This is a genomic window from Campylobacter sp. RM19073, from assembly GCF_024723495.1.
Classification (GTDB): domain Bacteria; phylum Campylobacterota; class Campylobacteria; order Campylobacterales; family Campylobacteraceae; genus Campylobacter; species Campylobacter porcelli.
Genome location: NZ_JANQCT010000018.1, coordinates 1 through 24,102, shown reverse-complemented (window position 1 = coordinate 24,102; position 24,102 = coordinate 1). Strand labels below are relative to the sequence as shown.

Sequence of the window (24,102 nt, the reverse complement as noted above, 5' to 3'; positions counted from 1 at the left end):
ACCACGCTTTATCTTGCTTTTAGTTATGAGCTGATATTTGGGAATGCTAGTTAAAGCTTGTTTATCATAATCTTTTAAATTTACAAATTTTTGCTCATAATCGCCTAAATTTAAGATATGATCTCTATCTATATCCCTTTTAGCGATTAATACTTGAAGTTTAAAATCAATTTTAAAGTTAAAAAATATACTTTTATTACTCTTATTTGGCGTTATGTATATCGCTCGAAATGCCCCGCTATCATCACGCAGATTAAGCAAAATAATCTCTTTTAGTATAAATTCATTAAAATTGCTTGGTAAATCATCTGGCTTATCTATATTTATAGAGCTGATATTTATAGAGGGATACTCATCTTTTATAGTTTTGTGAAGTCTATCAACTAAGGTATCGCTAAAAAGTGGAATAAAAAATATAAGAAGCAAAAATATGGAGCGGGAAACGAGATTCGAACTCGCGACCCCAACCTTGGCAAGGTTGTGCTCTACCCCTGAGCTATTCCCGCATTTTTGTAAATTAGGGTGGAATAATATCATATTTTTACCCACTTGTCAAGATATTTGATAAATTTTTATCTCTTGATTATCGCAAATTTCACTTTGACCGATATTAGAGATATATATAGAATTTGATAATGATATTGGTCTTATCATCGAAGGACTATAGATATTATCATTTGTAGCTCTAAATTCGCCGTTATTTGCTGTACCAATTACAATATTTGCTCTACTAGCTTTGAATTTTAAGCTACCTTTAAATTTCGCAATCTGCGTTTTAGGTAGATAATCACTCCAATTAGCAACTCTTTTAACAAAAGGTATAACGGCGATATATGTAGCTAGTAAGCATGACATAGGATTGCCAGGCAAAACAAAAATAAGCTTATTACCATTTTTATAGCATTTTGTTGGTTTGGCTGGACGAGCATCAATAGAGCTAAATAATGGCTTAAAATCAAGCGAGTTTAATACTTCACTCATATAATCAGCCTCTCCTTTACTAGCCCCACCGCTTGTGATGATAATATCATAATCGCTGCAGCTATTAATAGCCTCTTTTATATATGAAATTTCATCTTTTAAAATCCCTTTATACTCACTTTTAAACCCATTTTGGCTTAATGCTGATATGATACCAAAGCTATTTGCGTTATATATAGATAGTTTATCGCACTCGCTCCAAGGCTCATTTATCTCATTTCCACTACTAAAAACAGCAATTCTAGGATTTTTAAAAGTATTAATATAGCTAATTCCCTGAGCTGCTAGGAGCATAATGTTAGCTGGGGTGAGCCTTGAGCCTTTAGCTAGTAAAAGCTCTCCAGCCTCTATCTCTTCGCCTTTGATTTTTCTAGCATTATTTTTAGGTGTATCTGGTGGCACTATTAAATTTCCACTCTCATCAAAAGACTCATTTTCTATCATTACAACGCTATCAGAGCCTTTAGGAAATGCCGCACCGGTCATAATCTTATAGCACTCATTTTTACTAATTTCATAGCTATTTTTATCTCCAGCTAAAATCACTCCTTTAATTTTAAGAGGACTATCTATGTCAGCGTAAGCAAAAGCATATCCATCTAAAGCAGAGTTATCAAATGCTGGTAAGCTCCTACTAGCTATAATATCACTAGCTAGGATTTTTCCAGTAGCTTGGCTAATGGGTAAAATTTCGCTCCTATTTAGTGGCTCTAAATCTTTAGCTAATTCAAATATCTCATCAACTCTCATAATCTACTCACTAAGTCTTTTTATATCAGCTCCAATGGCAGTAAGCTTGGATTCTAAATTTTCATACCCTCTATCTAGATGGTAAATTCGGTGAATTCTTGTCGTCCCCTTAGCTCTTAAAGCAGCAATGATAAGTGCCGAGCTAGCTCTTAAGTCAGTTGCCATCACATCAGCCCCATTTAGCTTTGTGCCTGTGATAGTGGCTATATGACCATTTAGCTTTATATCAGCTCCCATGCGAGATAGCTCACTAGCGTGCATAAAGCGATTTTCAAAAAGTCTCTCATCAATGCTAGATACTCCATCAGCCACACAAGCAAGAGCCATAAATTGCGCTTGCATATCTGTTGGGAAGCCTGGAAATTCAGTAGTGATTATATTACATGGTTTTAAATTGCCATCGCTAATTACCTTTATTGAGTTAGGATTAAACTCAAATTTAACCCCCATATCATAAAGCTTTGAAGTGATGGCTACTAGGTGATCTGGATTTATATTTTCTATTATAACCTTTCCACCAGTGATTGCTACAGCACACATATATGTTCCAGCTTCAATCCTATCTGGAATTACTCTAATCTCATCTAAATTTATAAGCGTTCTATTTGTGCCATATATGGTTAATTCGCTTGTGCCAATACCATCAATTCTAACTCCATTTTGATTTAAAATTTCGCATAGTTGGACTACTTCAGGCTCCTTGGCTGCGTTAAATATCTTAGTTACGCCATTTGCTAGAGCTGCTGCCATTATGATATTTTCAGTGCCAGTAACTGTGATTTTATCAAAAACGATATTAGCACCCTTTAATCCATCATTTGCACTAGCTATCACATATCCATCTTTTATCTCTATCTTTGCCCCCATTTTCTCTAATGCGCTTAAATGCAAATCAATTGGTCTAGCCCCAATGGCGCACCCACCAGGGAGTGAAACCTCACAATGGCCAAATCTAGCAAGGAGTGGGCCAAGCACCAATATAGAAGCACGCATAGTGCGGACAATATCATATGTGGCTTTTGTGGAGTTTATAGCCATTGTATCTATTTGTAGGGTTGAGTTTGTAAATTCAGCCTTAGCGCCTAAATTTTGTAGTAGTTTTATCAAAGTTTTTATATCAGCTACTTGTGGTGCGTTTTGGATTGTTACTCTATTTTTGGCTAGAATTGACATAGCAATTATAGGTAAGGCTGCGTTTTTAGCGCCACTTATTACCACTTTGCCTTCTAAATTTTTTCCACCTTTGATTTGTAGATAATCCATACTATCACCTTATGTAAAAATAGATATGGATTATACCAAAAATATGCTTATATTTATTTTGAATTTAATATATTCTAAAAGCTATGGCTAAAATACCATAGCTTAAGAGCGAGATTTTTTCACTTCATCTGCGATTAAGAAAGCAAGCTCTAGGGCTTGATCGGCATTTAATCTTGGATCGCACTGGGTTTCATAGCGACTAGCAAGAGCCTCTTGAGTAACCTTAAATGCACCACCAGTACACTCTGTAACATCTTGTCCTGTCATCTCTAAATGCACCCCACCAGCTATAGTGCCACAAGCATTATGAATATCAAAAAAGCTTTTAACTTCTTTTAAAACATTATCAAATTCACGAGTTTTATATCCATTAGAGGCTTTTACTGTGTTACCATGCATTGGATCGATACTCCATAGGATATTTAATCCTTCAGATTTAACATCTTTTAAGATATTTGGTAGGTAGCTCTCTATCTTATCAGCACCCATTCTAATTATGATATTTAGGCGACCATTTTCGTTATTTTGGTTTAGTTTGTTGGCTAATTTTATCACATCATCAGCTGTGGCATTTGGGCCGATTTTACACCCAATTGGATTTTTAACTCCGCTTAAGAAATGGACATGAGCGTCATTAATACCTCTAGTTCTCTCACCTATCCAAAGCATATGAGCAGAGCAATCATACCAGTCTCCACTTAAGCTATCAACCCTTGTAAGTGCCTCTTCATATGGTAGTAATAGTGCTTCGTGAGAAGTGTATAGCTTAGTTTCGCTTAGGGTTGGAGTATTGGAAGTTGTAACCCCGCAAGCCTCCATAAATTTAAGAGTGTTAGTAAGCTCAGAAGCAAGTTTTTCAAATTTCTCATCTAGCTCACCACGCTTTATAAATCCTAAATTCCATCTATGGACTTCATGTAAATCAGCTAAACCACCACGAGAAAACGCCCTTAAAAGATTTAGTGTAGAAGCACTTTGGTAGTATGCGTCTATCATTCTTTTTGGGTCTGGTACTCTAGCAGATTCATTAAATTCAAATCCATTTATAATATCACCCCTATAGCTAGGGAGTTTAACTCCATTTATCTCTTCAAAATCGCTACTTCTAGGCTTAGCAAATTGACCAGCCACACGGCCGACTTTTACCACCGGACAGCCACCAGCGAAGGTAAGGACAATCGCCATTTGCAGCATAATCTTAAACATATCACGAATATTAACCGCACTAAAATTAGCAAAGCTCTCAGCACAATCCCCGCCTTGAAGTAAGAAGCCATTGCCTTGAGTAACTTTGGCTAACTCATCTTTTAAATTCCTTACTTCACCTGCAAAGACAAGTGGTGGAAGCTTACTAAGTCTATCTTCATACTCTCTAAGCTTGGTAATATCAGGATATATAGGTTGTTGTAAAATATTATAGTCTCTCCAGCTATCTTTATTCCATTTACTCATTTTTAACCTTTAAATTTCTATATAAAATGTGCGATTATAGCCAAATAAATCTTAAATTCTAGCAAATTTAATATTTAGCTGGGAGTTTTAAAGTAAAATTAGGTAGAATTATCAAAAATAATTTTAAGGTTTAAAATGAAAAAATTTATATTAGTATTTACTCTTATATTTCTTTTTGGTTGTGTGCAAAATACCACAAATGTAGGCCACTCTGAAGTTAATAGGGGTCAGTTGATGCTTATATCAAGCGAGGAGATAAATGAGGCTTCTGCTAAGGCTTATACTCAGATAATTGATAAAGCAAGGGCGACAAATACGCTAAATAAAGACCCAAAATTAACACAAAGAGTAAATAATATATCAAATAGATTAATTGCTAAAACTTCATATTTTAGACAAGATAGCTCAAAGTGGAATTGGGAGGTAAATGTAATTACAAGCGATACTATCAATGCTTGGTGTATGGCTGGTGGTAAAATCGCCGTATATACCGCAATTGTAGAGAAATTAAATTTAAATGATGATGAGCTAGCATTTATCCTATCTCACGAGATTGCTCACGCCTTAAGAGAGCATGTCAGAGAGCAGCAAAGCCAAGAGATGATAAAGAGCGGATTAATAAATGTAGCTTCGATTTTTGGGGTTGATAATACTATTTTAGGGGTTGCAAATTTAGCTGCAAATGTGGGAATTTCGCTGCCATTTAGCCGCTCTCATGAGAATGAGAGTGATGAGATAGGGCTTGAGCTTGCTTATATGGCTGGATTTAATCCAGATGGTGCGGTTTCACTATGGAAGAAGATGCAAGAGCACTCAGGCGATGGTGGATTGGAGTTTTTAAGCACGCATCCAAGCCATGAAAATAGAATAAAAAATCTACAAGCTCTAGCAGTTAAATTAAAGGCTAATAATTAGCATATATTAGCTATGCTTTGAGCTTGTTTAAGTATCATATCTTTTTTGATTGTGTAGTTGATGGCGTTATTTTGAGTGATTATAACTATGGTTGAGCCTAGATCAAAATTACCTATATGTTCGCCTTTTTTTAAGCTTAAATTATCATATTTATATAAAGCTTTGGTTAGATTTGAGTTGGTTTGAATGCGTGGTTCAAAGTCAAATTTCATTTTACCCACATTTAAAGCACCTACAAATACCATCCAGATTAATTTGTCATTTTTTAGCCTTGCTTTTAACACGACTCTCTCATTTAACGCATAGAGATTATCATGCTTTAAAAGAGCGCTTTTTGCTACGCTAAATAGCGTTCCAGGAGTGTAATTTAAACTCAAAATATCCATATCGCAAGGGGCGTGATAGTGGTGATAATCTCTTGGAGATAAATATATGTTTAGATAGTCAAATTCGCCATCAAGCTCACCATCTTCAAGTGATTTACCTAGTAGTTCATCTATTTTATACTCTTTAGATTTTATGCTATAAGCTTTTAGATTATTCCCCTTAGCACACTCAAGGCAAAGCCCATCGCTTGGCGAGACAAAGCCATCGCCAAGTGGTCTTGGAGCTTGTAATTTTCTAGTAAAAAGAGCATTTAAACTATCATAGCTATTAATTGGATTAAACTCGCTCATATCTATTTTAAATTTTTTAACATACCAGCTATTTATAGCATTTTGAAGCCATTTTGGAAATTTATAGTGTGCGACCAAGCCAAAATAGTTTGAAAATTTATTATAATCCATATTAATCCCCTAGCTTTAAATATACAATTTCACTATTTGTTCCAACTCTAAATGGCGGCCCCCATAGTCCAGCACCACTGCTTACTAGCAGTTGCATATTTTCATTGATTTTATATAGTCCATAGATATATTTTTGATTTATCCATACTAAGAGTGAAAATGGAAAAATTTGTCCGCCATGAGTGTGACCTGAAATAGCTAAATCCACATCTTTATTAAGATATTTTAAAGATCTAGGCTGATGGGCTAGTAAGATTGTAGGCAAATTTGGATTTACACTTTTGAAAGCTTGATTAAAATCGGGCTTAAATTTATCCATTTTAAAGCCGGTAATATCATATACACCTGCTAAATTCACGCCTCCCATCTCTACGCTTTCATTTTCTAAAACTCTAATTCCAAGCTCTTTAAATTTACTAAGCAATCCATCAATTCCGTGATAATACTCATGATTACCAACGACCATAAAGGTGCCAAATTTGCTTTTAACATCTTTTAAAGGATCTAAAAAATCGCCCAATTCATCACTACTTAAATCTACCAAATCGCCCACGATAAATAAGGCATCTGGATTTAATAAATTTATTTTATCAACTATACTAGCCATATACTCTTTTTGAAAAAACTCGCCTATATGCACATCGCTGATTACTGCTAGATTTAATGGGGATTTGAGATTTTTGATTTTTACATTATACTCAGTGATTATGGTGTTGAAATTCGCATTATAAGCACCAATTATAATATACAAACAAAAGCCAAAAATCACACAAATATCAATGATAAATTTAGCTATTTTTTGACTATTTTTTTTAAGCTTTTTTATAAAAAGTAGTGCTAAATTAAATGGCAAAATGGTGCAAAATAGCATAAAGCTTATACCTATGCAAATTATGGATATTTGATAGATTAGTGGCGGAAGTGGAGAGCTTTTAATGGCGATGAAATATGCAACCTCAAATAGAAATATAAGAGTAAAAATCAGTCTTAAAAGCCATTTAAATTTAGATATTAAACTATTTTTAAACCACCAATAACTATATAAATTCATACCAAAAAATATAATTGTAGATAGTGGAATGAATATATGTGGACTCATTTAAAACCTTAATTGATGATAAAATTACTTTTTGATAATGCTATTGATTTTATGATAAAGCAAGAGAATTTCATCTCGTTTAGTGATAAAACTATTTTTATTAGCAATTAGATGAGCGCTACTTTGCATTATCTCTTGGGCTACTTTTAGGCCATTTTGCTTCATTGTAGTGCCAGTCTCTACAATATCTACTATCGCATCGCTAAGCCCCACAATCGGAGCTAACTCAATTGAGCCATATAGCTTGATTATCTTTACTGCAACTGCCTTTTGGTCAAAATAATTTTTAGTGATATTTGGCATTTTAGTTGCGATTTTTAGCTCCGGTTTGGTGTAATCTAGCTCTTGATTATCCTTAATCCCGATACAAACTCTGCATTTTCCAAGTCCAAGATCAAGTAGTCTAAGCACATCGCACCTATGCTCTTCAAGCACATCAAGACCTACTACGCCTATATCAGCAGCTCCTTCGGTTATATAAGTCGGGATATCTTGATTGCGAACCATTAGGAATTTAAACTCTCCTTTTTGCATAATGAGCTTTCTATCTTCAAATTTAAACTCATCACCAAAAATTTGAGTGAAAATCTCCAAGGTTTGATCGGCAATTCTACCTTTTGGTAGTGCTACACTTAGCATAAAATCTCCTTATTTTCATTTATGGCTCTTTGCATACCGCGAAAAATTAGCATTCTATCATATATGGATTGAGAAAAAAACTTAGACAAAAATTCCCCATCTCCACCGGTGAGATATATGGATTTTCCACGGGAGAATTCATTAATTAAGCTTACTATCGGCTTGATTATTCCATAACTAATAGCATCTTGAGTGTGCTGTGGTAAGCACTCTAGGTCAATTTGTGAATTTAAAGGCAAATTTAGGCGAGAAGAGATATTTTTAAGCGTTGATAGTGTTGTTGTGATACCAGGCATGATAAATCCACCTATATGGCATCCATTTGCCATCAGATCAAGCGTGATAGCACTTCCAGCATCTACTATAAGCCCATTATTTATAGCGTAGCAAGCTGCGGCTCTATCTACCCCTAAGCCAATATAAGTGCTATTTAGATTAATATATGGCTCAATATCTATAAATAGCGGCTCTTGGATTTTTTGAGCTACTCTTTCATTTACATTTATATAATATATTTTCTCTTTTGGTTCATAAAGATTAAACTCATCAATATTTAAATTCCAAATTTTCCTACCATCAAAAAAGGTGGCATGAGTATTGCCAATATCACACAAAATCATAGAATTTCCAATCTAAATTTGATTTTAAAACTTTCGAGCATATCGCAGAGTTATATAATAAGCCAAATTTAACTATATTAATGTCAAATTTACGCTTTACAAGCTCACTTATATTTTTTAACTCTTCAAGCTCCTTATTTATAAATCTACTTTTAGACTCTCTAAAAAAAAGCAGATTATAAAATCCACTACTATCAACACCTAAAAAGAGTTGATAGTTACGCTTTTTACTAAACTCCTTTATATCAAGGGTTTGTAGATTTTTAAGTAGAATTTTATGCTGGTTAAAAATATTACAAATTCTATTATCCATTATTTTAATTCTAATATTTCATCATCATAATAAAAGGCATTTTCGCCCATAAAACTCTTTTTGCTAATCTCTGAGTCAAGCTTTACAATTTCAAGATTATTTAAATTCAAATCAGTGATAAACATATATCCAGTTTTTTCAATTATATATAGCTTATCATCTTTTGGGATAACGCCTGAGAATATGGCAAATTTGAAGTTTTTGCTACTAAGCTTATTTAGTTCTAAATCTAAAATCTCCACCATTCCATCTTTTAAAAATAGATAAATTTTCCCAGAATAAATCAAGACATCTTTGATTTGACCATCATAGTGCTTAACTCCTTGAGTAGAGATCGCCATTAGCTTAGTAGCACTGGCTGCAAACATCTTATCCCCAAGGAGATCAAGGAATATAATATTATTAAAAAATGATTCACTACTTACTACTGCATCTCTTAATATGCGACCATTAAATTTATCTACTATCATAATTTTGCCATCCAATGTTGGATAGACGATAATTGAGTTTAAAAATACTGGATTTGCCATCTTAGCGTCAATGGCATATGCTACGCCGACATTATACTCTAGTAGCAACTTGTCGCTTATCATATCTATTAGATAGATGGTATTATCAACGCTAAGTGCTGCAAGGTGGTTGTCATTTATAGATGCTGATACTATGCGAGTTTTAAATTTGGTAGTATAATACTCATCTTCGCCCATTAACACCTTAAAATTACCATCAATACTAGATATTAATAATTTGCCTTGATACTCGCCTAAGAAGTTATCATTTTTATCTAAATTTAGCTCTATTATATTACCATTTTTAAGTAGTATATTGCCATTTTTTAAGACAGCTCCATATTTACTAGTTTGCTGCAAAGATGAGCTCAATGAGCCATCAAAACTCACATTTTTAGATACAAACTCAGGCTCATAATACCCCCTTTTTGTATAGCAACCAGCAAGAGTTAAAATAATTAAGGATGATAAAATGTAGTTTTTTAAATTCATACTATTTTCCTTGATAGTGTTCTAAATTTTTAACTATTGGTTGTAATTGTGAATTTAGTGGAATTTTAGCAAATTCGCCTTTTGCTTCGTCGATTTTACCATCTTTTAATAGCTCATATCCATCTATTAGATAGTTATAATTTGATAAAATTTTAGCTGATTTATTACCTTTTAAATTTTGTAAAATCTCTTTTAAAAGTGGATCAATATCTAAAGCCAATGCTTCATCTATAAGCTTGATTTTATTTAAATCATCTGCGGTTTTAATCACAAATAGTGCGTATAAAGATGGATTTTTAGCTATTAAAAGCTCTTTTGAGCTATTATCATCAGGATTATTTATTAGTGCGTTATATGCTTTATTTGCCTCTATTTTTGTCTCAACTTGTATAGTATTAAAAACACCATATGCGATAATTGCGATTAGTATAACCAAAAATATAGCAATTAAAATTCTCTTATTTTTTCTAAAAAATCTTTCGCTTTTTATAGCGCTTTCTAAAAACTGCTCTTGAGAGCTTATCTCACTTTTGATATAATCAATATTCTCTTTAACTGCCAAAGTAAGTTCCTTAAAATAAAAATTTGCTAATTTTAGCATAAATTTTCTTAAATATAACAAATAATAGCTAATTATTAAAAACTTACCAATATTGATAATTTATATCTAAGAAAACTTATGATATAATGAGCGCCAAAATTTTAAATTACGAGAGTATAGCCGTGCATATTGATGATAAAATACTTGAAAAATTAGAAAAGTTAAGCGCATTAAAAATCCCAGATGACAAGCGAGAAGAGTTTAAAAGCCAACTTAGCAAAATTGTAGATTTTGTAGATGTTTTAAATGAGTTAAATTTAGATGGTGTAGAGGCTGCTGTAAGCACTATAAGTGGTGGAACTTTACTTCGTGATGATGAGCCAGTAAAGAGCGATGTTATAGATATAATATTACAAAATGCCCCAAAAAAGCATGGCAGAAGCTTTGAAGTGCCAAAGATTATTGAGTAGAGTAATGAGTATAAGAACCTTTCTTGATTTAGTTATAGATAGGAAGGCTAGCGATCTACACTTAGTGGCTAGAAGTGTGCCAAAGATTAGAGTTGATGGTGAGCTTATATCTACTGGAAGTGTGGCCTTAACGCCAAAAGATGTAGAAGAGATCTGCTTGCCACTGCTTAGCCAAGAGCAAAAAATGGAGCTAAAATCTGCTAAAGAGCTTGATTTTATAGTAGATCTTAATAGGGCTGGTAGATTTCGTGCTAATTACTATTATACAATGAACGGGGAGCTTTGTGCTGCTTTTCGTATAATACCATTTAAAACGCCTACATTAGATGATATTTGTGCGCCTAATTTGCTATTTGAGCTTGCAAAAAAGCAAAAAGGATTGATACTAGTTACAGGTGCTACTGGAAGTGGCAAAAGCACAACTCTAGCAGCAATTTTAAATGAGATAAATCAGACACAAAATAGGCATATTATCACTATTGAAGACCCTGTAGAATTTATCCATACAAGTAAAAATTCTCTATTTTCCCATAGAAATGTAGGAAGTGATACTCACTCATTTTCAAAAGCATTAAAATATGCCTTAAGACAAGATCCAGATGTTATTTTAGTCGGCGAGATGAGAGATAAAGAGACTATGGCGATGACGATTGAAGCGGCTCAAACTGGTCATTTGGTCTTTGCAACCTTGCATACAAACTCAGCCCCAAGCTCCATAGATAGGATTGTAGATAGCTTTAGCCTTAGCGATCAATCATACATTAGGAGCTCTTTGGCTTCATCTTTGATAGCTGTAATATCGCAAAATTTACTACCAAAAATTGGAGGTGGTAGGATTGCGCTTTTTGAGATTATGCTAAATAATATCGCAATTTCAAATTTAATAAGAGATGGCAAAACTCATCAAATACTATCTCAAATGCAAATTGGTAGTGCTCAAAGCGGTATGAGAGTGATGGCTAATGAAATTCAAAAAGCACTAAATGAGAATATAATTACAAAAGAGGTTGCAATGCGTTTTAATACTAAAAATTTAAATTTAATGGAGCAAAGTTGATGGATTTTATTACTTGGTTTGATATTATTGTTATCGCCGTTGTAGTGATTTTAGGGATTAAGGGTGTTATAAATGGCCTTATTAAAGAGGTATTTGGGCTAATTGGCATTATCGGCGGTGTGATCGTAGCTAGTAGAAATGCTAGTTTAGTAGGGGAGCAAATCAGCCTTTATCTATATGAGCTTAGTGATTCGGCGGAGTTTTTCTTTGGGTTTTTGCTTACTTTATTAATATTTTGGTTTGTATGTTTATTGCTTGGAAATTTGCTATCTAAAATGTTAAAGATGAGCGGACTTGGATTTGTAGATAGATTGCTTGGATTTTTCGTAGGGGCTGCTAAGATATTTTTAGTTCTTGCTATTTTGGTTGCGATTGTATCTAGAATTTCAGTTTTAAACCAAAAAATTTCTCCATATTTCAAAGATAGTAAGGTCTATCCAGTACTTCTAGCTGCTGGAGAGTTTATAATGGCTATGGATATAAGTAGCGTCCAAAATAGCTTAGAAAATGGCGAAATAGTCGTGCCTGAAATTTTAGATAGCAATGAGACAATGGAACAAAATTCAACTAAGGTGGAAGAATGATAGAAAATATTGAGTATGATGCTTTATTAGAGCGTTTTAAGCGTGTGTTGCGAGATAATGGACTAAAATATACTAAGCAGCGTGAGGTGCTTTTACAAACGCTATATAATAATAGCGAACACTTTACTCCAGAGCAACTATATTTGCATATTAAGGAGCGTTATCCTGATTTAAATGTGGGTATAGCAACTGTATATAGGAGCTTGAATTTACTTGAAGAATCAGGTATGGTAACATCTATTAGCTTTGGGGCTCAAGGGAAAAAATTTGAACTAGCCAATAAACCGCATCATGATCATATGATTTGCAGACAGTGTGGTGTGATAGTTGAATTTGAAGATCAAGTAATAGAAAAACGACAATTAGCAATTGCTAAAGATAATGGCTTTAAGCTTACAGGTCATATAATGCAACTTTATGGCGTTTGTAGTGAGTGTAGTAAACAAAAAATAAAAGGAATTTGATTGATTTTTGATAATGAATTAGAGCAGACTCGTCTAGCTAAGGCTGATGAGTTAAAGCAGATGGGCGTTGCTCCATATCCGCATTTTTTAAAACGAGAGTTTAGTATAGCTAATTTTAAGAGTGAATTTAACTATATAAAAGATCTACCAGATGGCGATAAAAAAGCTACTAAAGAAGTAACAATAGCTGGTAGAATAAAATTAAAAAGAGTTGCTGGTAAATCCACATTTGCCAATATAGAAGATGAGAGCGGTAATATACAAATTTACTACTCACTAGCTAGTATTGGCGAAGAAGATTATGCTAAATTCAAAAAAAATCTTGAAGTAGGCGATATTATACTTGCTAAGGGGTATGCTTTTGTTACTCAAACTGGGGAGTTTAGCTTACATGCAAGTCAGATAACTTTAGCTACTAAAGCTATATCCCCACTACCTGAGAAATTTCATGGTTTAACTGATATTGAGACTAGATATAGACAAAGATATTTAGATATGATTATGAATAGTGATGTCAGAGATGATTTTCTTAAGCGTTCAATCATAATTAGCACTATTAGAAGGTTTTTTGAAGAGCGTGGATTTTTAGAAGTTGAGACGCCTATGATGCACCCAATAGCTGGGGGAGCAAATGCTAAGCCATTTATAACTCATCATAACGCACTAGGCGTGGATAGATACCTTAAAATAGCCCCAGAGTTATATCTAAAAAGATTAATCGTAGGTGGTATGGAGGCCGTATTTGAGATTAATCGTTGTTTTAGAAATGAGGGTATGGATCTAACTCATAATCCTGAATTTACTAGTATTGAGTTTTACTGGGCTTGGCATGACTATTTTGAGGCTATGGATTTGACTGAAGAGCTTTTTGCCACCTTGCTTGATAGGTTAAATTTAGGAAAAATTATTGAATTTGATGGAGAAAATATAGATTTTTCTAAGCCTTTTAGAAGGATTAAATATCTTGATGCGTTAGTGGAAATAGGCGGTATCGATAGGGATATTATAGGCGATAAAGATAAAATTTTAGCTAAATTAAGAGATGATAAATTTGAAGCAAATGATAAGCTAGATTTAGGTCATTTACAAGCTGAGCTTTTTGATAATTATGTTGAGAGTAAGCTTATTAATCCTACATTCATTACAGATTTTCCTATATCTATTTCGCCACTTTCAAGAAGAAGTGATGAAGAGCCAGAGATAGCACAGAGATTTGAGCTATTTATTGCTGGTCGTGAGCTAGCAAACGCATTTAATGAGCTTAATGATCCAGTCGATCAATATGAGAGATTTAAGGCTCAAATAGAGAGTAAAGACGCTGGTAATGATGAGGCTCATGAGATGGATGAGGATTATTGCGTAGCTCTTGGTTATGGTATGGCACCAACTGTTGGTTGGGGTCTTGGCGTTGATAGATTAGTAATGCTATTATTAAATAAAAAATCAATTCGCGATGTTATATTATTTCCAGCGATGAAACCAAAAATTAAGGAGTAGATATGAATTTAGAAAGTTACGATAAGGAGATTTATACTCTTTTAAATAAAGAGCTTGAGCGTCAGTGTAGCCATTTAGAGATGATTGCTAGTGAGAATTTTACCTATCCTGAAGTTATGGAAGTTATGGGTTCTATTTTGACTAATAAATATGCTGAGGGCTATCCTGGTAAGAGATATTATGGTGGATGTGAATTTGTAGATGAGATAGAGCAGATAGCAATTGATAGATGTAAAGCTCTATTTGGTTGCGAGTTTGCTAATGTCCAGCCAAATAGTGGTAGTCAGGCTAATCAAGGTGTGTATGGTGCCTTTTTAAAACCAGGCGATAAAATTCTAGGTATGGATTTAAGTCATGGCGGTCACTTAACTCATGGAGCAAAAGTCTCAAGCTCTGGTAAATATTATGAGAGTTTCTTTTATGGTGTTGAGCTTGATGGTAGGATTAATTATGATAAGGTAGCTGATATAGCAAATATTGTCAAACCAAAAATGATAGTTTGTGGGGCCAGTGCATATACTAGAGAGATTGACTTTAAACGCTTTAGAGAGATTGCTGATAGCGTGGGTGCATATCTATTTGCCGATGTGGCTCATATAGCTGGGCTAGTTGTGGCTGGAGAGCACGCTCATCCATTTCCGCACTGCCATGTAGTAAGCTCTACAACTCACAAAACTCTAAGGGGTCCAAGAGGCGGTATAATTATGACAAATGATGAGGAATTTGCAAAAAAAATTAATAGCTCAATATTTCCTGGAATTCAAGGCGGCCCATTAATGCATGTTATAGCTGGTAAGGCTGTAGGATTTAAGCATAATTTAAGCGATGAATGGAAAGTTTATGCTAAACAGGTAAAAGCAAATGCAAAAAAATTAGGCGAAGTTTTAATTAGCCGTGGGTATGATTTGGTTAGTGGTGGTACTGATAATCACCTTGTGCTAGTAAGCTTTTTAAATAAAGAATTTAGTGGTAAAGATGCAGATATTGCTCTTGGTAATGCTGGAATTACGGTAAATAAAAACACAGTCCCAGGCGAAACTAGAAGTCCATTTATCACAAGTGGTATAAGGATAGGTAGTCCAGCACTTACTGCTAGAGGTATGAAAGAGAGTGAGTTTGAGCTAATTGCAAATCGTATTGCTGATGTGCTAGATGATATTAATAATGTTGATAAACAACGCAAAATCGCAGTTGAGCTTAAAGAGTTAGCTAATGAGTTTATTATTTATAATAAGGCGACATTCTAATGCAGCGTATAGATTTATCACTTATTAAAATGATAACCGATCACTACTATATTAAGCGAGATATAACAGTAAAAAAGATCGAGCATAAGGGTAGGTATTATTTTGATAAATTCGAAAGGGTAGATGAACCGCTTAGCTTATCAGTCCAAAGAGAGCACGAAGAGAGAAAAATTGTTGTAGCACACTCTTTAATTAATAGGCTAAATAAGGTTGAAAATATCGTTTTTGACTATAATGGTAGAATGCCAGAACGATTTTGGCATAGGGCTCAACTGATGTTAAGAGAGGAGGGGTTTATAAATTTTACAGCCTATGAGAGCAAAACCCCAGGTCATCTACATCTATATATACATAAGGGTCACACCACCTTTATGGAGGGTTGTCAAATAGCTAACAAACTCTCAGTTATGCTATCACAGAAGCTACCACAAGAGTGGAGAATGTTTCCTACTATGGATTTGCCATTAGAGTATAATATTCTAGCTTTGCCATACGCTTTGTATCAAAAAGAACGAGGCGCTAGCTGGTCAAAGCATATGTAAAGGATAAATATGGAAGAAAATAATAATTTACAAGATATATTGCTAGATAAAAATGAAGAAGAGAAGTCCGGCGGTGTGCGTAAAATTTTAATTAGTGTGGCGTTGCTTGTTATCGTTTTTGTTGTTGTTTTAATTGTTATGAAATTCTTAAATTCAGATAATAAGAACAAAAATAACGATATAGCCGATACTCTTTTATTGCCTACAGAGTTGCCTACGACTAATACGCCAGTTGGCAATGCCTCAAATGATCTTTTTGAGCAAGTGCCTATAGTAAGCGATACTACAAATTCAAAAGATAGTTTTGAAAATATAGTAAATGAGTATAAGAATGCTCAAGCTACTATGGAGACAGTGTCAAATACAATTACACCTGTATTGCCACCAAAGGTAGAAGAGCCATTTAGTATAGCTGAGCCAAAAGAGGTTAAAAAAGAGCCTACAAAACAAGAAGTATCTAAAAATTTAGAACCTAAAAAAGTAGAGAATAAAAAAGCTCAAACCAAACCAACTGAGCCTAAAAAGACTGAGCCTAAAAAGGCTGAAGTTAAAAAAGATAGCGTTAAAACAAACGCATCTCAAAGCAACCCATCTTTAGAAAAAGGTGCATATATACAAGTCGCTTCAGTATCCAAGCTAGATACAAATAGCGCCTTAATCAAAAAAATTGTAGCAAGTGGCTATAAATACAAAACACATAAAGTTGTAGTAAATGGCAATACGGTTATTAAAATTCTTATTGGGCCATTTGGTTCTGATTTAGAGGCTAATATGCAAAAAATTCGCCAAGATATATCAAATGGTGCCTTTGTATATAGGGTAAAATAGGAATTTATAATGCGCTATTTTGCTCTATTTGGTAACCCTGTATCTCACTCCATATCGCCTAGATTACACAATAGTGCATTGCAAGGGCTAGGTCAAAGCGGTATTTATGGCAGGGTATTATTAGAGCAAGGTAGTGATATTATTGCTAAATTTAGAAAATATAATCTATCTGGAGCAAATATCACTATCCCTTTTAAAGAGTCAGCTTTAACTCTTTGTGATGAGCTTGATAAAATTGCAGCTGATATAGGCTCGATCAATACTTTGGTTAATAAAAATGGAAAAATCAAAGGATATAATACCGATGCGCCCGGATTTATGATGGCGATTTTGGAATTTGGTAAGATTGATAAGGCTTTGATACTTGGTGCTGGTGGAACTGCTAAGGCACTTGCATATATTTTATCAATCAATGGCGTGGATGTTGAAATTTTAAATCGAAGTGATAAAAAATCCCAGTTTGTAAATTATAAATTTCACACTCATTCTAGCTTTACTCCTTCAGGTTATGATCTAGTGGTTAATACTACTTCAGCTGGACTTTGTAAGAATGAGCTTCCGTGCGATGAGGTTATTTTAAAAGATATTTTAGGTAGCTCTAAATTTGCCTTTGATGTGATATATAATAGACCAACTCCATTTTTGAATTTGGCTAAAGATATGGGATTGAAATTTAAAAATGGCAAGGATATGCTGCTTTATCAAGCTGTCCTTGCGTTTAATCTATTTTATAATAATAAATTTGATGAGCTTAAAATAACAGAGTTAATGAGTAAAGCATTTGAGCTTTAAAGCTCCTTTCTATCCTTAATTGCTTTAGTAAGCGAGAGCATATCTACATTCTCTAGACTTACACCAGTTGGAATTCCTTGAGCTATTTTTGTAAAATTAATATTAATATCTTTTAGCTGATCTTCTATGTATAGCATTATACCATCGCTATTTATACTTGGACTAAAAGCAAAGATTAGCTCTTTTGAGCTAAATTTAATTATCATATCTTTTAATTTTTCAACGCTTTGGATATCGCTAAATACAAAATATAGCCCATCAAATGAGTGAGAATCTTCAATGGTTAATATATCTTTTGGGCTTTCTACTACGCATATTAATGAGCTATCCCTACTATCATTAGCGCATATATCGCAAATTTCATTTTGGCTAATTCCTCCGCAGATTACGCAATGTTTTAGATTATGAATTGAATTTTCTATAGTGTGAGCTAAATTTAGACCAAAAAATGGATCTTGAAGTGCTATATAATAGGCATATTTTATGGCTGATTTTTTGCCTACACCAGGAATTTTGCCAAATGCTTCTACGAGATTATCAAATTGATCAAGATTTTTCACTATTTACACTTCCAAATTTAATACAAAACTCATGAAACCCATCTATATAATTATAATCTAAGCTAAATTTATGCATAGAACAGATATGCTCTATAATATAAAGCCCAAGCCCCATACCGCTAGTTTTAGCATTATTATCTCTAATGAATGCTTGTTTATAATGCTCAATTGAGCGATTAAGCGGTTTTCCATGATTTCTTATATAGATTGCGTTATTATCGCACTTTATAATTGCCTTTTTATCATCAGAATATTTTAATGCATTATCTATTAAATTTTTAATCGCAAGCGAGAATAACTGAAAATCCACTTTTAATAGTGGATCACAGATTAATTCTACCTTGACATTACTATCAAAATCATCTAAAAGCATCATATCCTTAGCTTGATCTAGTATAAGGCTGAAGTGATACTTTGCGTAATCTAAGCTATAACTTTTGCTTAATAGCTGTTCTATCTTAGCAAATTCATTAATCAATATATTTAGCCGCTCAAATATAGCTATCAAGCGTTCTTTTTGGGTCTCATCTTCGATCATTTCACTTACTATTCTACCCTTGCCAATTGGCGTTTTTAGCTCGTGCATAATGGTGCGTAAAAATAGCTGTCTAGAGAGTATTAAATCCTTAATTTTACAAGCCGCGTTATTAAATTCATATGCCACTTCGCTTATCTCATCATTGCCTTTGGCAAAATTAACCACGCATACGCTATCCATATTTCCAGCTGCGAATTTGCGTATATCGCTACGAAGTTTCTTAAGCGGGATTAGGCTTCTAAAAATCGACACATACAAAGATATAAACAACGCCATAACAATGATAAAACTAAATAATAAGCTATCATTTCCGCTATGTAGGGTTGATTCTAATAGTATAGTTACACTTTGATTTTTAATGCGTAAATATAGATTATTTTTATAACTGATGGTATCTACTGTGCCAATTAATGTATCAGCACGGCTTACAATTGTACCATTATCAAAGATTGCTTTTTGTAAATTTACATTTTTGACATAGGCTAGATCAAAATTTCTAAAATATCTCTCCCAATCTTCTGGCATATTTGATTTTTGATATAGCGAGAGTAGCCAATTAATTGAGTTGTAATGATTCTCCCCAATCTTGCCTAATATCCTCTCATTTTGTAGTTTGAAGAACATAAAAAATAGTGTGCAAATCACGATAAATCCAATAGCAAATATTATCGTGATTTTAGTAGTTAGAGAGTATCTCATCCGACTAGTTTATATCCTATTCCGCGGACTGAAAATATATGCTTAGGTGATTTTGAGTTATCACCAATCTTTGTCCTTAAACGACCGATTATCACATCTAAACTTTTAGAATCTTTATCTTTTAGGCTCTTGCAATGATAGACTAATTGCTCTCTTGAGACTGAAAAGCTATGCTGTTTAATAAGATACTCTAAAATTTCATACTCTGCTAGAGTTAGGGTAAGTGGTGTGCCATTATATGATATTTCATGGCGTTTATCATCTACCCTAAATAGCGTATCAGCTATCTCTTCTTGAACTTCATTGCTTTTTTTATAGCGACGAATTAAACTTGTGATTCTAGCATGCATCTCTTTTGGGTCATACGGCTTTGGCAAGTAGTCATCTGCGCCTATTTGAAGCCCAACAACTCTATCATTTACATCACTTCTAGCTGAGCTAATAATGATAGGAATATCATATTTTTCTCTAATCTCTTTACAAACTTCCAATCCATCCATACCTGGCAAGGTTAAATCAAGTATTAAAAGATCATAATTTTTAATCCCTGCACTAAGACCTAAATATGGATCTTCGTAATTTGTAACTTTGATATTAAATTTTATCAAATATTCAGATAAAATTTGAGCAAATTCTGGATCATCTTCTATCATTAATACATTTATCATTTTTGACTCCTAGTATTAAAAATTAGCGACATTATACCAAAAATTAATAATAAATTTGCTTTTTATGTATAAATTTAGTAATTTTTAGATAAAATCGCCAGTTAAAATTATAAAGGAAGATATTTTGGAATTTGATTATTATGAGATATTAGAGGTATCAAGAGATGCTAATAGCGATACCATAAAAAAGGCTTATAGAAAGCAAGCGCTTAGGTATCATCCAGATAGAAATCAAGGCGATAAAGAGACTGAAGAGAAATTTAAGCAGATCAATGAAGCCTATGAGGTCTTAAGCAACGCAGAAAAAAGAGAAATATACGATAGATATGGTAAAGATGGATTAAAAGGCATGGCCGGTGGCGGCTTTAGTGGCGGATTTGACTTTGATGATTTGGGCGATATATTTAGTTCATTTTTTGGTGGTGGATTTGGCTCTAGTCAAAAGGGCTCTAAAAGTAGATATAAATATGCTTTAGATATAGAAATAGGGCTTACGCTTGAATTTAATGAAGCGGTTTTTGGCTGCGAGAAGGAGATAAAATATAGATATAAAACTCCATGCCAAAGCTGTAATGCAACTGGCTCAAAAGATGGCAAAAAGCAAACTTGCCCTAAATGTGGTGGAAGTGGCAAGATAGGAATTCAGCAAGGATTTATGCAGTTTGTGCAAACTTGCCCGGAGTGCTCTGGAACTGGTGAGAGTATTAAGGATAAATGCCCTGAATGTAGCGGTAATGGCTTTAATGAGATAAGCGATAGCATTAAGATAAATATTCCAGAGGGCGTAGATAACGCAACGAGGATAAGGGTTAGCCAAAAGGGTAATAGATATGAGGATATGAGTGGCGATTTATATGTTCGTATTGTTGTAAAAGATGATGAGCATTTTCTTAGAAATGGAGATGATGTATATATAGAAATTCCAGTATTTTTTACTCAAGCAGCACTTGGCGATAGTATTAAGATACCTACACTTAGGGGCGATACGATTTTAGACTTGCCAGTAGGAGCGAAGGATAAGCAGCAGTTTGTAATACCTAAAGAGGGTGTTAAAAATGCTCGCACTAAGCAGCTTGGCAACTTAATAGTTCAAATTTCAATCCAAATGCCTAAAAAGCTAAATGATGAGCAGATAGACCTTCTTAAAAAACTTCAAAATAGCTTTAGCGTTAAAAGTGGCGAGATGGCTACTGATAAGGGAATTTGGGATAAGATTAAGAGTTGGTTTTCATAGATTTTGGATATTATAAGGTTACTTAATAATTAAGTGGCTTTATAAATATCATAATTATATATTTTAATCTTAAAAAATTTAAATAGAAAATATCTATTTAAATTTGATGATTGCTTTAGGGATTTTTGCTTTATAACTTTAAAAATTTTCTCACCTAAGATATATAAAAACTATTTGAGTTATAAATTGATAAGTGTGATGATGAATACCTAAGGAGCGTTTGACTTGATGGGTAGAGTATATAAGCATACTTTGATACCACGCCATTGCTATCTTTAGAGAAACTTTGGGTGATTATTATCCTAGATTTATTAAGTTTTATTTTGTCATCAAGTAAAATATGCTTCTTTTATGCCTTTACTAAATTGCTCTTTAATCTAAAAATAATTATAAACCCACTCTAGTGCAGTCAAAGTGTTTATAAATTAACTCTTTTTGTATTTTAATTGGGTAAATTCTATACTTTATGACACTTAACAAATGTTATCTTCCACATTTTTTATATAATTGTATTATAAAGGTGTAAAGTAAAAAATGAAAAAGAATAATTATAAACTGTGTGGTTATATTTCTACAAATTGCTCTAAACACAATCTAAAAGCACATATAATTTAGCGATATAAACCATATCCATTTAATGATATAATATTTACTATAAGTTAGCGTAGGCTCTATTATTTAATATATGAAGTAAATAACCACTTTTTATGTTTGGCGTGATGAAAGATTCGAAGTATTTAAAAAACATTTTTAAAAATAAAAAATCTTTTGGAGTGATGGATTTTTGCTTGTAGTATAGAAGAGATAAATTCTAAAACAATCAAAGCTTATATAAAATCAAGAATAGTTACTCACTAAAGCTCTTAACATTTAGCCCAACCACTAAAGCTTGTCGAGATTTGTTTAATGCGGTTTAAATTTGATTATAAGGCTAAAAGAGATTATGTAAAAGCAAACGCCCTAAAGTAGGGCGCTGTGTATTACAAACCTTCAAATGGATTTGTAACTACATTTTTTCTATCTACGATGTATGGTATTAAGGCAACGTGTCTAGCTCTTTTGATTGCTTTTTCTACCATCTCTTGGTGTTTTTTGCTTGTGCCAGTTAAGCGTCTTGGCATAATTTTAAATCTTTCAGATAGGCATTGTTTTAAAAGTGCCGTATCTTTATAATCGATAAAATCAATCTTAGCTTCTGTAAATTTGCAATATTTTTTACTATATTTTCTTTTTTCTGCCATTGTGTATCCTTTTAAAATGGAATTTCTTCATTTTCGGTGCCACTATCAAAATTTGATTTAGTAGGTTTGTTATCATATTTAATATCGGCATCAATGTCAATCTCTGGGACTTTTTCTTGGTATGGCTCTGAAACTACCTGTTTTTGATTATAGCTACGATTTTGAGAGTAGTTATTATTTTGGTTAAATTCTCTATTAAATCCACCGCTATTTTGGTTATACTCTCTATTTTGATTATACATATTTGTGCTATATCCGTTGTTAGAGTAGCTTGATTCATTGCCATCTTTAATAAATCCACCTTGATTTTGCTGTCCTCCTAGCATCTCCATATTTTCTACTACGACTGAGTGCTTGGAGCGGTTTTGTCCATTTTGGTCTTGCCAAGTGTCAAATTTAAGCCTACCTTCGATTAAAACTTTACTACCTTTATTTAGATATTGATTTGCCACTTCTGCTTGACGACCAAAAAAAGTTATGTCAATAAAGCAAGTTTCATCTCTTCTTTCGCCATTAACATTAAATTTACGATTAACGGCCATTCCAGTGCTACCTACAGCGGTGCCACTTTGGATATATCTAAGCTCAATATCTCTAGTTAAATTTCCTACTAAAACTACTTTATTAAACATAATTTAGCCTTTATATCTACTCTTGTTGAGCTGCTTTTTCTTCTGTTTTTGGCTCTTTTTTAGGTTGAGTTAATTTCTGACCTTTGCTTAGTTTTTCCCAAGCTGCGATCTCTTTTTTGTTTTCATATTTTACAGGTAAGAATCTAATAACCTCTTCAGTTATTCTTAAATTTCTTACTAATTCAGCGATTAATTGAGTTGGAGCTTTGAAATAGATTACAAAGTATGTGCCACGCTCATATTTATCAATTTTATAAGCCAATTTGCGTGTGCCCATTTCAACTACACTAGCGATTTCGCCACCATTTTTTGTAATGATCTCTTTAATGAAATCAGCCTTAACTTTAACTTCATCTTCTGTAAGTGTTGGCTTTAAGATGAATAAAAGCTCATAATGTCTCATATATTCTCCTTATGGATTTAGCCCTTTTTCTGCCAAAAGAGCAAGGAAATTTGCATAAAATGCGGTTTGAATTATACTGAAAAATTACTTAAAATTTGCTGTTTTTATTTAGTATATCTTGTAAATTTAAAAGCGATGAGAGTAAATAGCACTCTTTATCTATATTGCTTTTGCATTTTAGATCAAATTCAATCTCGTTTAAAAATTTAAATATTTGAGAGTATTGTGAAATTTTTATCGATATTGCTTGAGATTGGAGTTTATTTAGGATTTGTGGCGGGGGA

General features: G+C 33.3%; 29 protein-coding genes, 1 tRNA gene and 2 pseudogenes. 12 read left to right on the top strand and 20 right to left on the bottom strand.

The genetic code is table 11. The annotated features are described in order from the left end of the window. The 5 genes from CSUIS19073_RS06685 to CSUIS19073_RS06665 all read right to left on the bottom strand — a co-directional run. Positions 1 to 426: hypothetical protein (locus CSUIS19073_RS06685; RefSeq protein WP_337214394.1), on the bottom strand; the 426-nt coding region annotated here is incomplete at its 3' end. A gap of 5 nt (positions 427 to 431) precedes the next feature. After that, positions 432 to 506, bottom strand: a tRNA-Gly gene (locus CSUIS19073_RS06680). Positions 507 to 552: 46 nt separating this feature from the next. Beyond that, on the bottom strand, positions 553 to 1,731 hold the full coding sequence (locus CSUIS19073_RS06675; protein WP_086236795.1) for a molybdopterin molybdotransferase MoeA: 1,179 nt from the start codon (positions 1,729 to 1,731) through the stop codon (positions 553 to 555). 3 nt (positions 1,732 to 1,734) lie between these two features. Beyond that, the gene (gene murA / locus CSUIS19073_RS06670) at positions 1,735 to 2,994 is read right to left on the bottom strand and encodes a UDP-N-acetylglucosamine 1-carboxyvinyltransferase (RefSeq protein WP_086236794.1); all 1,260 of its coding nucleotides are present in this window, start codon (positions 2,992 to 2,994) and stop codon (positions 1,735 to 1,737) included. A 102-nt stretch (positions 2,995 to 3,096) separates the two neighbouring features. Beyond that, complete coding sequence (locus CSUIS19073_RS06665; protein ID WP_086242133.1) at positions 3,097 to 4,446, bottom strand: class II 3-deoxy-7-phosphoheptulonate synthase; 1,350 nt, start codon at positions 4,444 to 4,446, stop codon at positions 3,097 to 3,099. 135 nt (positions 4,447 to 4,581) lie between these two features. On the opposite strand from CSUIS19073_RS06665, the gene CSUIS19073_RS06660 reads away from it, so the two are divergent. After that, positions 4,582 to 5,361 (top strand): M48 family metallopeptidase, encoded by a 780-nt coding sequence (locus tag CSUIS19073_RS06660; protein ID WP_086236792.1) that lies wholly within the window; start codon positions 4,582 to 4,584, stop codon positions 5,359 to 5,361. Here CSUIS19073_RS06660 and CSUIS19073_RS06655 read toward each other — a convergent pair. Genes CSUIS19073_RS06655 through CSUIS19073_RS06625 form a run of 7 tightly spaced genes read right to left on the bottom strand, consistent with a single transcriptional unit; the run spans position 5,358 to position 10,383 of the window. Continuing rightward, on the bottom strand, positions 5,358 to 6,149 hold the full coding sequence (locus tag CSUIS19073_RS06655) for a phosphatidylserine decarboxylase (RefSeq protein WP_086236791.1): 792 nt from the start codon (positions 6,147 to 6,149) through the stop codon (positions 5,358 to 5,360). The genes CSUIS19073_RS06660 and CSUIS19073_RS06655 overlap by 4 nt on opposite strands. A 1-nt stretch (position 6,150) precedes the next feature. Further along, positions 6,151 to 7,248, bottom strand: coding sequence for a metallophosphoesterase (locus CSUIS19073_RS06650; protein ID WP_086242132.1), 1,098 nt, complete (start codon positions 7,246 to 7,248; stop codon positions 6,151 to 6,153). A 24-nt stretch (positions 7,249 to 7,272) separates the two neighbouring features. Continuing rightward, positions 7,273 to 7,887 carry an ATP phosphoribosyltransferase gene (hisG, locus tag CSUIS19073_RS06645; protein ID WP_086236789.1) on the bottom strand — a complete coding sequence of 205 codons (615 nt, stop codon included), beginning with the start codon at positions 7,885 to 7,887 and terminating at the stop codon, positions 7,273 to 7,275. Beyond that, the gene (locus CSUIS19073_RS06640; RefSeq protein WP_086236788.1) at positions 7,881 to 8,507 is read right to left on the bottom strand and encodes a type III pantothenate kinase; all 627 of its coding nucleotides are present in this window, start codon (positions 8,505 to 8,507) and stop codon (positions 7,881 to 7,883) included. The genes hisG and CSUIS19073_RS06640 overlap by 7 nt, the downstream gene beginning before the upstream one ends. Continuing rightward, positions 8,494 to 8,820: a hypothetical protein gene (locus tag CSUIS19073_RS06635; protein WP_086236787.1), complete on the bottom strand. Its 327-nt coding sequence runs from the start codon at positions 8,818 to 8,820 to the stop codon at positions 8,494 to 8,496. The genes CSUIS19073_RS06640 and CSUIS19073_RS06635 overlap by 14 nt, the downstream gene beginning before the upstream one ends. Next, positions 8,820 to 9,821: an L-seryl-tRNA selenium transferase gene (locus CSUIS19073_RS06630; RefSeq protein ID WP_086236786.1), complete on the bottom strand. Its 1,002-nt coding sequence runs from the start codon at positions 9,819 to 9,821 to the stop codon at positions 8,820 to 8,822. The genes CSUIS19073_RS06635 and CSUIS19073_RS06630 overlap by 1 nt, the downstream gene beginning before the upstream one ends. Before the next feature lies 1 nt (position 9,822). Continuing rightward, complete coding sequence (locus CSUIS19073_RS06625; protein ID WP_086236946.1) at positions 9,823 to 10,383, bottom strand: hypothetical protein; 561 nt, start codon at positions 10,381 to 10,383, stop codon at positions 9,823 to 9,825. Positions 10,384 to 10,544: 161 nt separating this feature from the next. Here CSUIS19073_RS06625 and gatC point away from each other — a divergent pair, with 161 nt between their 5' ends. Genes gatC through CSUIS19073_RS06580 form a run of 9 tightly spaced genes read left to right on the top strand, consistent with a single transcriptional unit; the run spans position 10,545 to position 17,843 of the window. Next, on the top strand, positions 10,545 to 10,832 hold the full coding sequence (gatC, locus tag CSUIS19073_RS06620) for an Asp-tRNA(Asn)/Glu-tRNA(Gln) amidotransferase subunit GatC (protein WP_086236945.1): 288 nt from the start codon (positions 10,545 to 10,547) through the stop codon (positions 10,830 to 10,832). 4 nt (positions 10,833 to 10,836) lie between these two features. Then, positions 10,837 to 11,889, top strand: a complete 1,053-nt coding sequence (locus tag CSUIS19073_RS06615) for a type IV pilus twitching motility protein PilT (protein WP_086236785.1) — start codon at positions 10,837 to 10,839, stop codon at positions 11,887 to 11,889. Next, positions 11,889 to 12,473 carry a CvpA family protein gene (locus tag CSUIS19073_RS06610; protein WP_086236784.1) on the top strand — a complete coding sequence of 195 codons (585 nt, stop codon included), beginning with the start codon at positions 11,889 to 11,891 and terminating at the stop codon, positions 12,471 to 12,473. The genes CSUIS19073_RS06615 and CSUIS19073_RS06610 overlap by 1 nt, the downstream gene beginning before the upstream one ends. Next, positions 12,470 to 12,937: a Fur family transcriptional regulator gene (locus CSUIS19073_RS06605; RefSeq protein WP_086236783.1), complete on the top strand. Its 468-nt coding sequence runs from the start codon at positions 12,470 to 12,472 to the stop codon at positions 12,935 to 12,937. Before CSUIS19073_RS06610 ends, CSUIS19073_RS06605 begins: the two co-directional genes overlap by 4 nt. Before the next feature lie 3 nt (positions 12,938 to 12,940). Then, on the top strand, positions 12,941 to 14,434 hold the full coding sequence (lysS, locus tag CSUIS19073_RS06600; RefSeq protein WP_236845258.1) for a lysine--tRNA ligase: 1,494 nt from the start codon (positions 12,941 to 12,943) through the stop codon (positions 14,432 to 14,434). A gap of 2 nt (positions 14,435 to 14,436) precedes the next feature. After that, positions 14,437 to 15,681 carry a serine hydroxymethyltransferase gene (locus CSUIS19073_RS06595; RefSeq protein ID WP_086236781.1) on the top strand — a complete coding sequence of 415 codons (1,245 nt, stop codon included), beginning with the start codon at positions 14,437 to 14,439 and terminating at the stop codon, positions 15,679 to 15,681. Beyond that, entirely contained in the window at positions 15,681 to 16,223 is a 543-nt protein-coding gene (locus CSUIS19073_RS06590; RefSeq protein ID WP_086236780.1) for a DUF1882 domain-containing protein, read from the top strand. The genes CSUIS19073_RS06595 and CSUIS19073_RS06590 overlap by 1 nt, the downstream gene beginning before the upstream one ends. Positions 16,224 to 16,232: 9 nt before the next feature. After that, positions 16,233 to 17,051: an SPOR domain-containing protein gene (locus CSUIS19073_RS06585; protein ID WP_086242131.1), complete on the top strand. Its 819-nt coding sequence runs from the start codon at positions 16,233 to 16,235 to the stop codon at positions 17,049 to 17,051. Between the two features lie 9 nt (positions 17,052 to 17,060). Next, a complete protein-coding gene (locus CSUIS19073_RS06580) occupies positions 17,061 to 17,843 on the top strand; it encodes a shikimate dehydrogenase (protein ID WP_086236778.1) in 783 nt (260 codons plus the stop codon). On the opposite strand, the gene recR is transcribed toward CSUIS19073_RS06580, so the two are convergent. From recR to CSUIS19073_RS06565, 3 genes are read right to left on the bottom strand one after another with little or no spacing between them, the layout of a single operon-like run. Beyond that, positions 17,840 to 18,406 carry a recombination mediator RecR gene (gene recR, locus CSUIS19073_RS06575; protein WP_086236777.1) on the bottom strand — a complete coding sequence of 189 codons (567 nt, stop codon included), beginning with the start codon at positions 18,404 to 18,406 and terminating at the stop codon, positions 17,840 to 17,842. The two genes, CSUIS19073_RS06580 and recR, sit on opposite strands and share 4 nt — an antisense overlap. After that, entirely contained in the window at positions 18,390 to 19,640 is a 1,251-nt protein-coding gene (locus tag CSUIS19073_RS06570) for an ArsS family sensor histidine kinase (RefSeq protein ID WP_086236776.1), read from the bottom strand. The genes recR and CSUIS19073_RS06570 overlap by 17 nt, the downstream gene beginning before the upstream one ends. Further along, positions 19,637 to 20,308 (bottom strand): response regulator transcription factor, encoded by a 672-nt coding sequence (locus CSUIS19073_RS06565; RefSeq protein ID WP_337214393.1) that lies wholly within the window; start codon positions 20,306 to 20,308, stop codon positions 19,637 to 19,639. Before CSUIS19073_RS06565 ends, CSUIS19073_RS06570 begins: the two co-directional genes overlap by 4 nt. Positions 20,309 to 20,432: 124 nt before the next feature. Here CSUIS19073_RS06565 and dnaJ point away from each other — a divergent pair, with 124 nt between their 5' ends. After that, positions 20,433 to 21,542, top strand: coding sequence for a molecular chaperone DnaJ (gene dnaJ / locus CSUIS19073_RS06560; protein WP_086236774.1), 1,110 nt, complete (start codon positions 20,433 to 20,435; stop codon positions 21,540 to 21,542). 387 nt (positions 21,543 to 21,929) lie between these two features. On the opposite strand, the gene CSUIS19073_RS06555 is transcribed toward dnaJ, so the two are convergent. Then, positions 21,930 to 22,022 (bottom strand): helix-turn-helix domain-containing protein, encoded by a 93-nt coding sequence (locus CSUIS19073_RS06555; protein WP_439099165.1) that lies wholly within the window; start codon positions 22,020 to 22,022, stop codon positions 21,930 to 21,932. Between the two features lie 54 nt (positions 22,023 to 22,076). Between CSUIS19073_RS06555 and CSUIS19073_RS08345 the strand changes: the two are divergent. Beyond that, a pseudogene (locus CSUIS19073_RS08345) lies at positions 22,077 to 22,154 on the top strand (IS200/IS605 family transposase); the annotation flags it as partial. 368 nt (positions 22,155 to 22,522) lie between these two features. Here CSUIS19073_RS08345 and rpsR read toward each other — a convergent pair. The 4 genes and pseudogenes from rpsR to CSUIS19073_RS06530 all read right to left on the bottom strand — a co-directional run. Beyond that, the gene (rpsR, locus tag CSUIS19073_RS06545) at positions 22,523 to 22,783 is read right to left on the bottom strand and encodes a 30S ribosomal protein S18 (protein ID WP_086224380.1); all 261 of its coding nucleotides are present in this window, start codon (positions 22,781 to 22,783) and stop codon (positions 22,523 to 22,525) included. 11 nt (positions 22,784 to 22,794) lie between these two features. Further along, positions 22,795 to 23,415, bottom strand: a complete 621-nt coding sequence (locus CSUIS19073_RS06540; RefSeq protein ID WP_086236773.1) for a single-stranded DNA-binding protein — start codon at positions 23,413 to 23,415, stop codon at positions 22,795 to 22,797. A gap of 16 nt (positions 23,416 to 23,431) precedes the next feature. Next, positions 23,432 to 23,818: a 30S ribosomal protein S6 gene (gene rpsF / locus CSUIS19073_RS06535; protein ID WP_086236772.1), complete on the bottom strand. Its 387-nt coding sequence runs from the start codon at positions 23,816 to 23,818 to the stop codon at positions 23,432 to 23,434. A gap of 88 nt (positions 23,819 to 23,906) precedes the next feature. Further along, positions 23,907 to 24,102, bottom strand: a pseudogene (locus CSUIS19073_RS06530) (DNA polymerase III subunit delta); the annotation flags it as partial.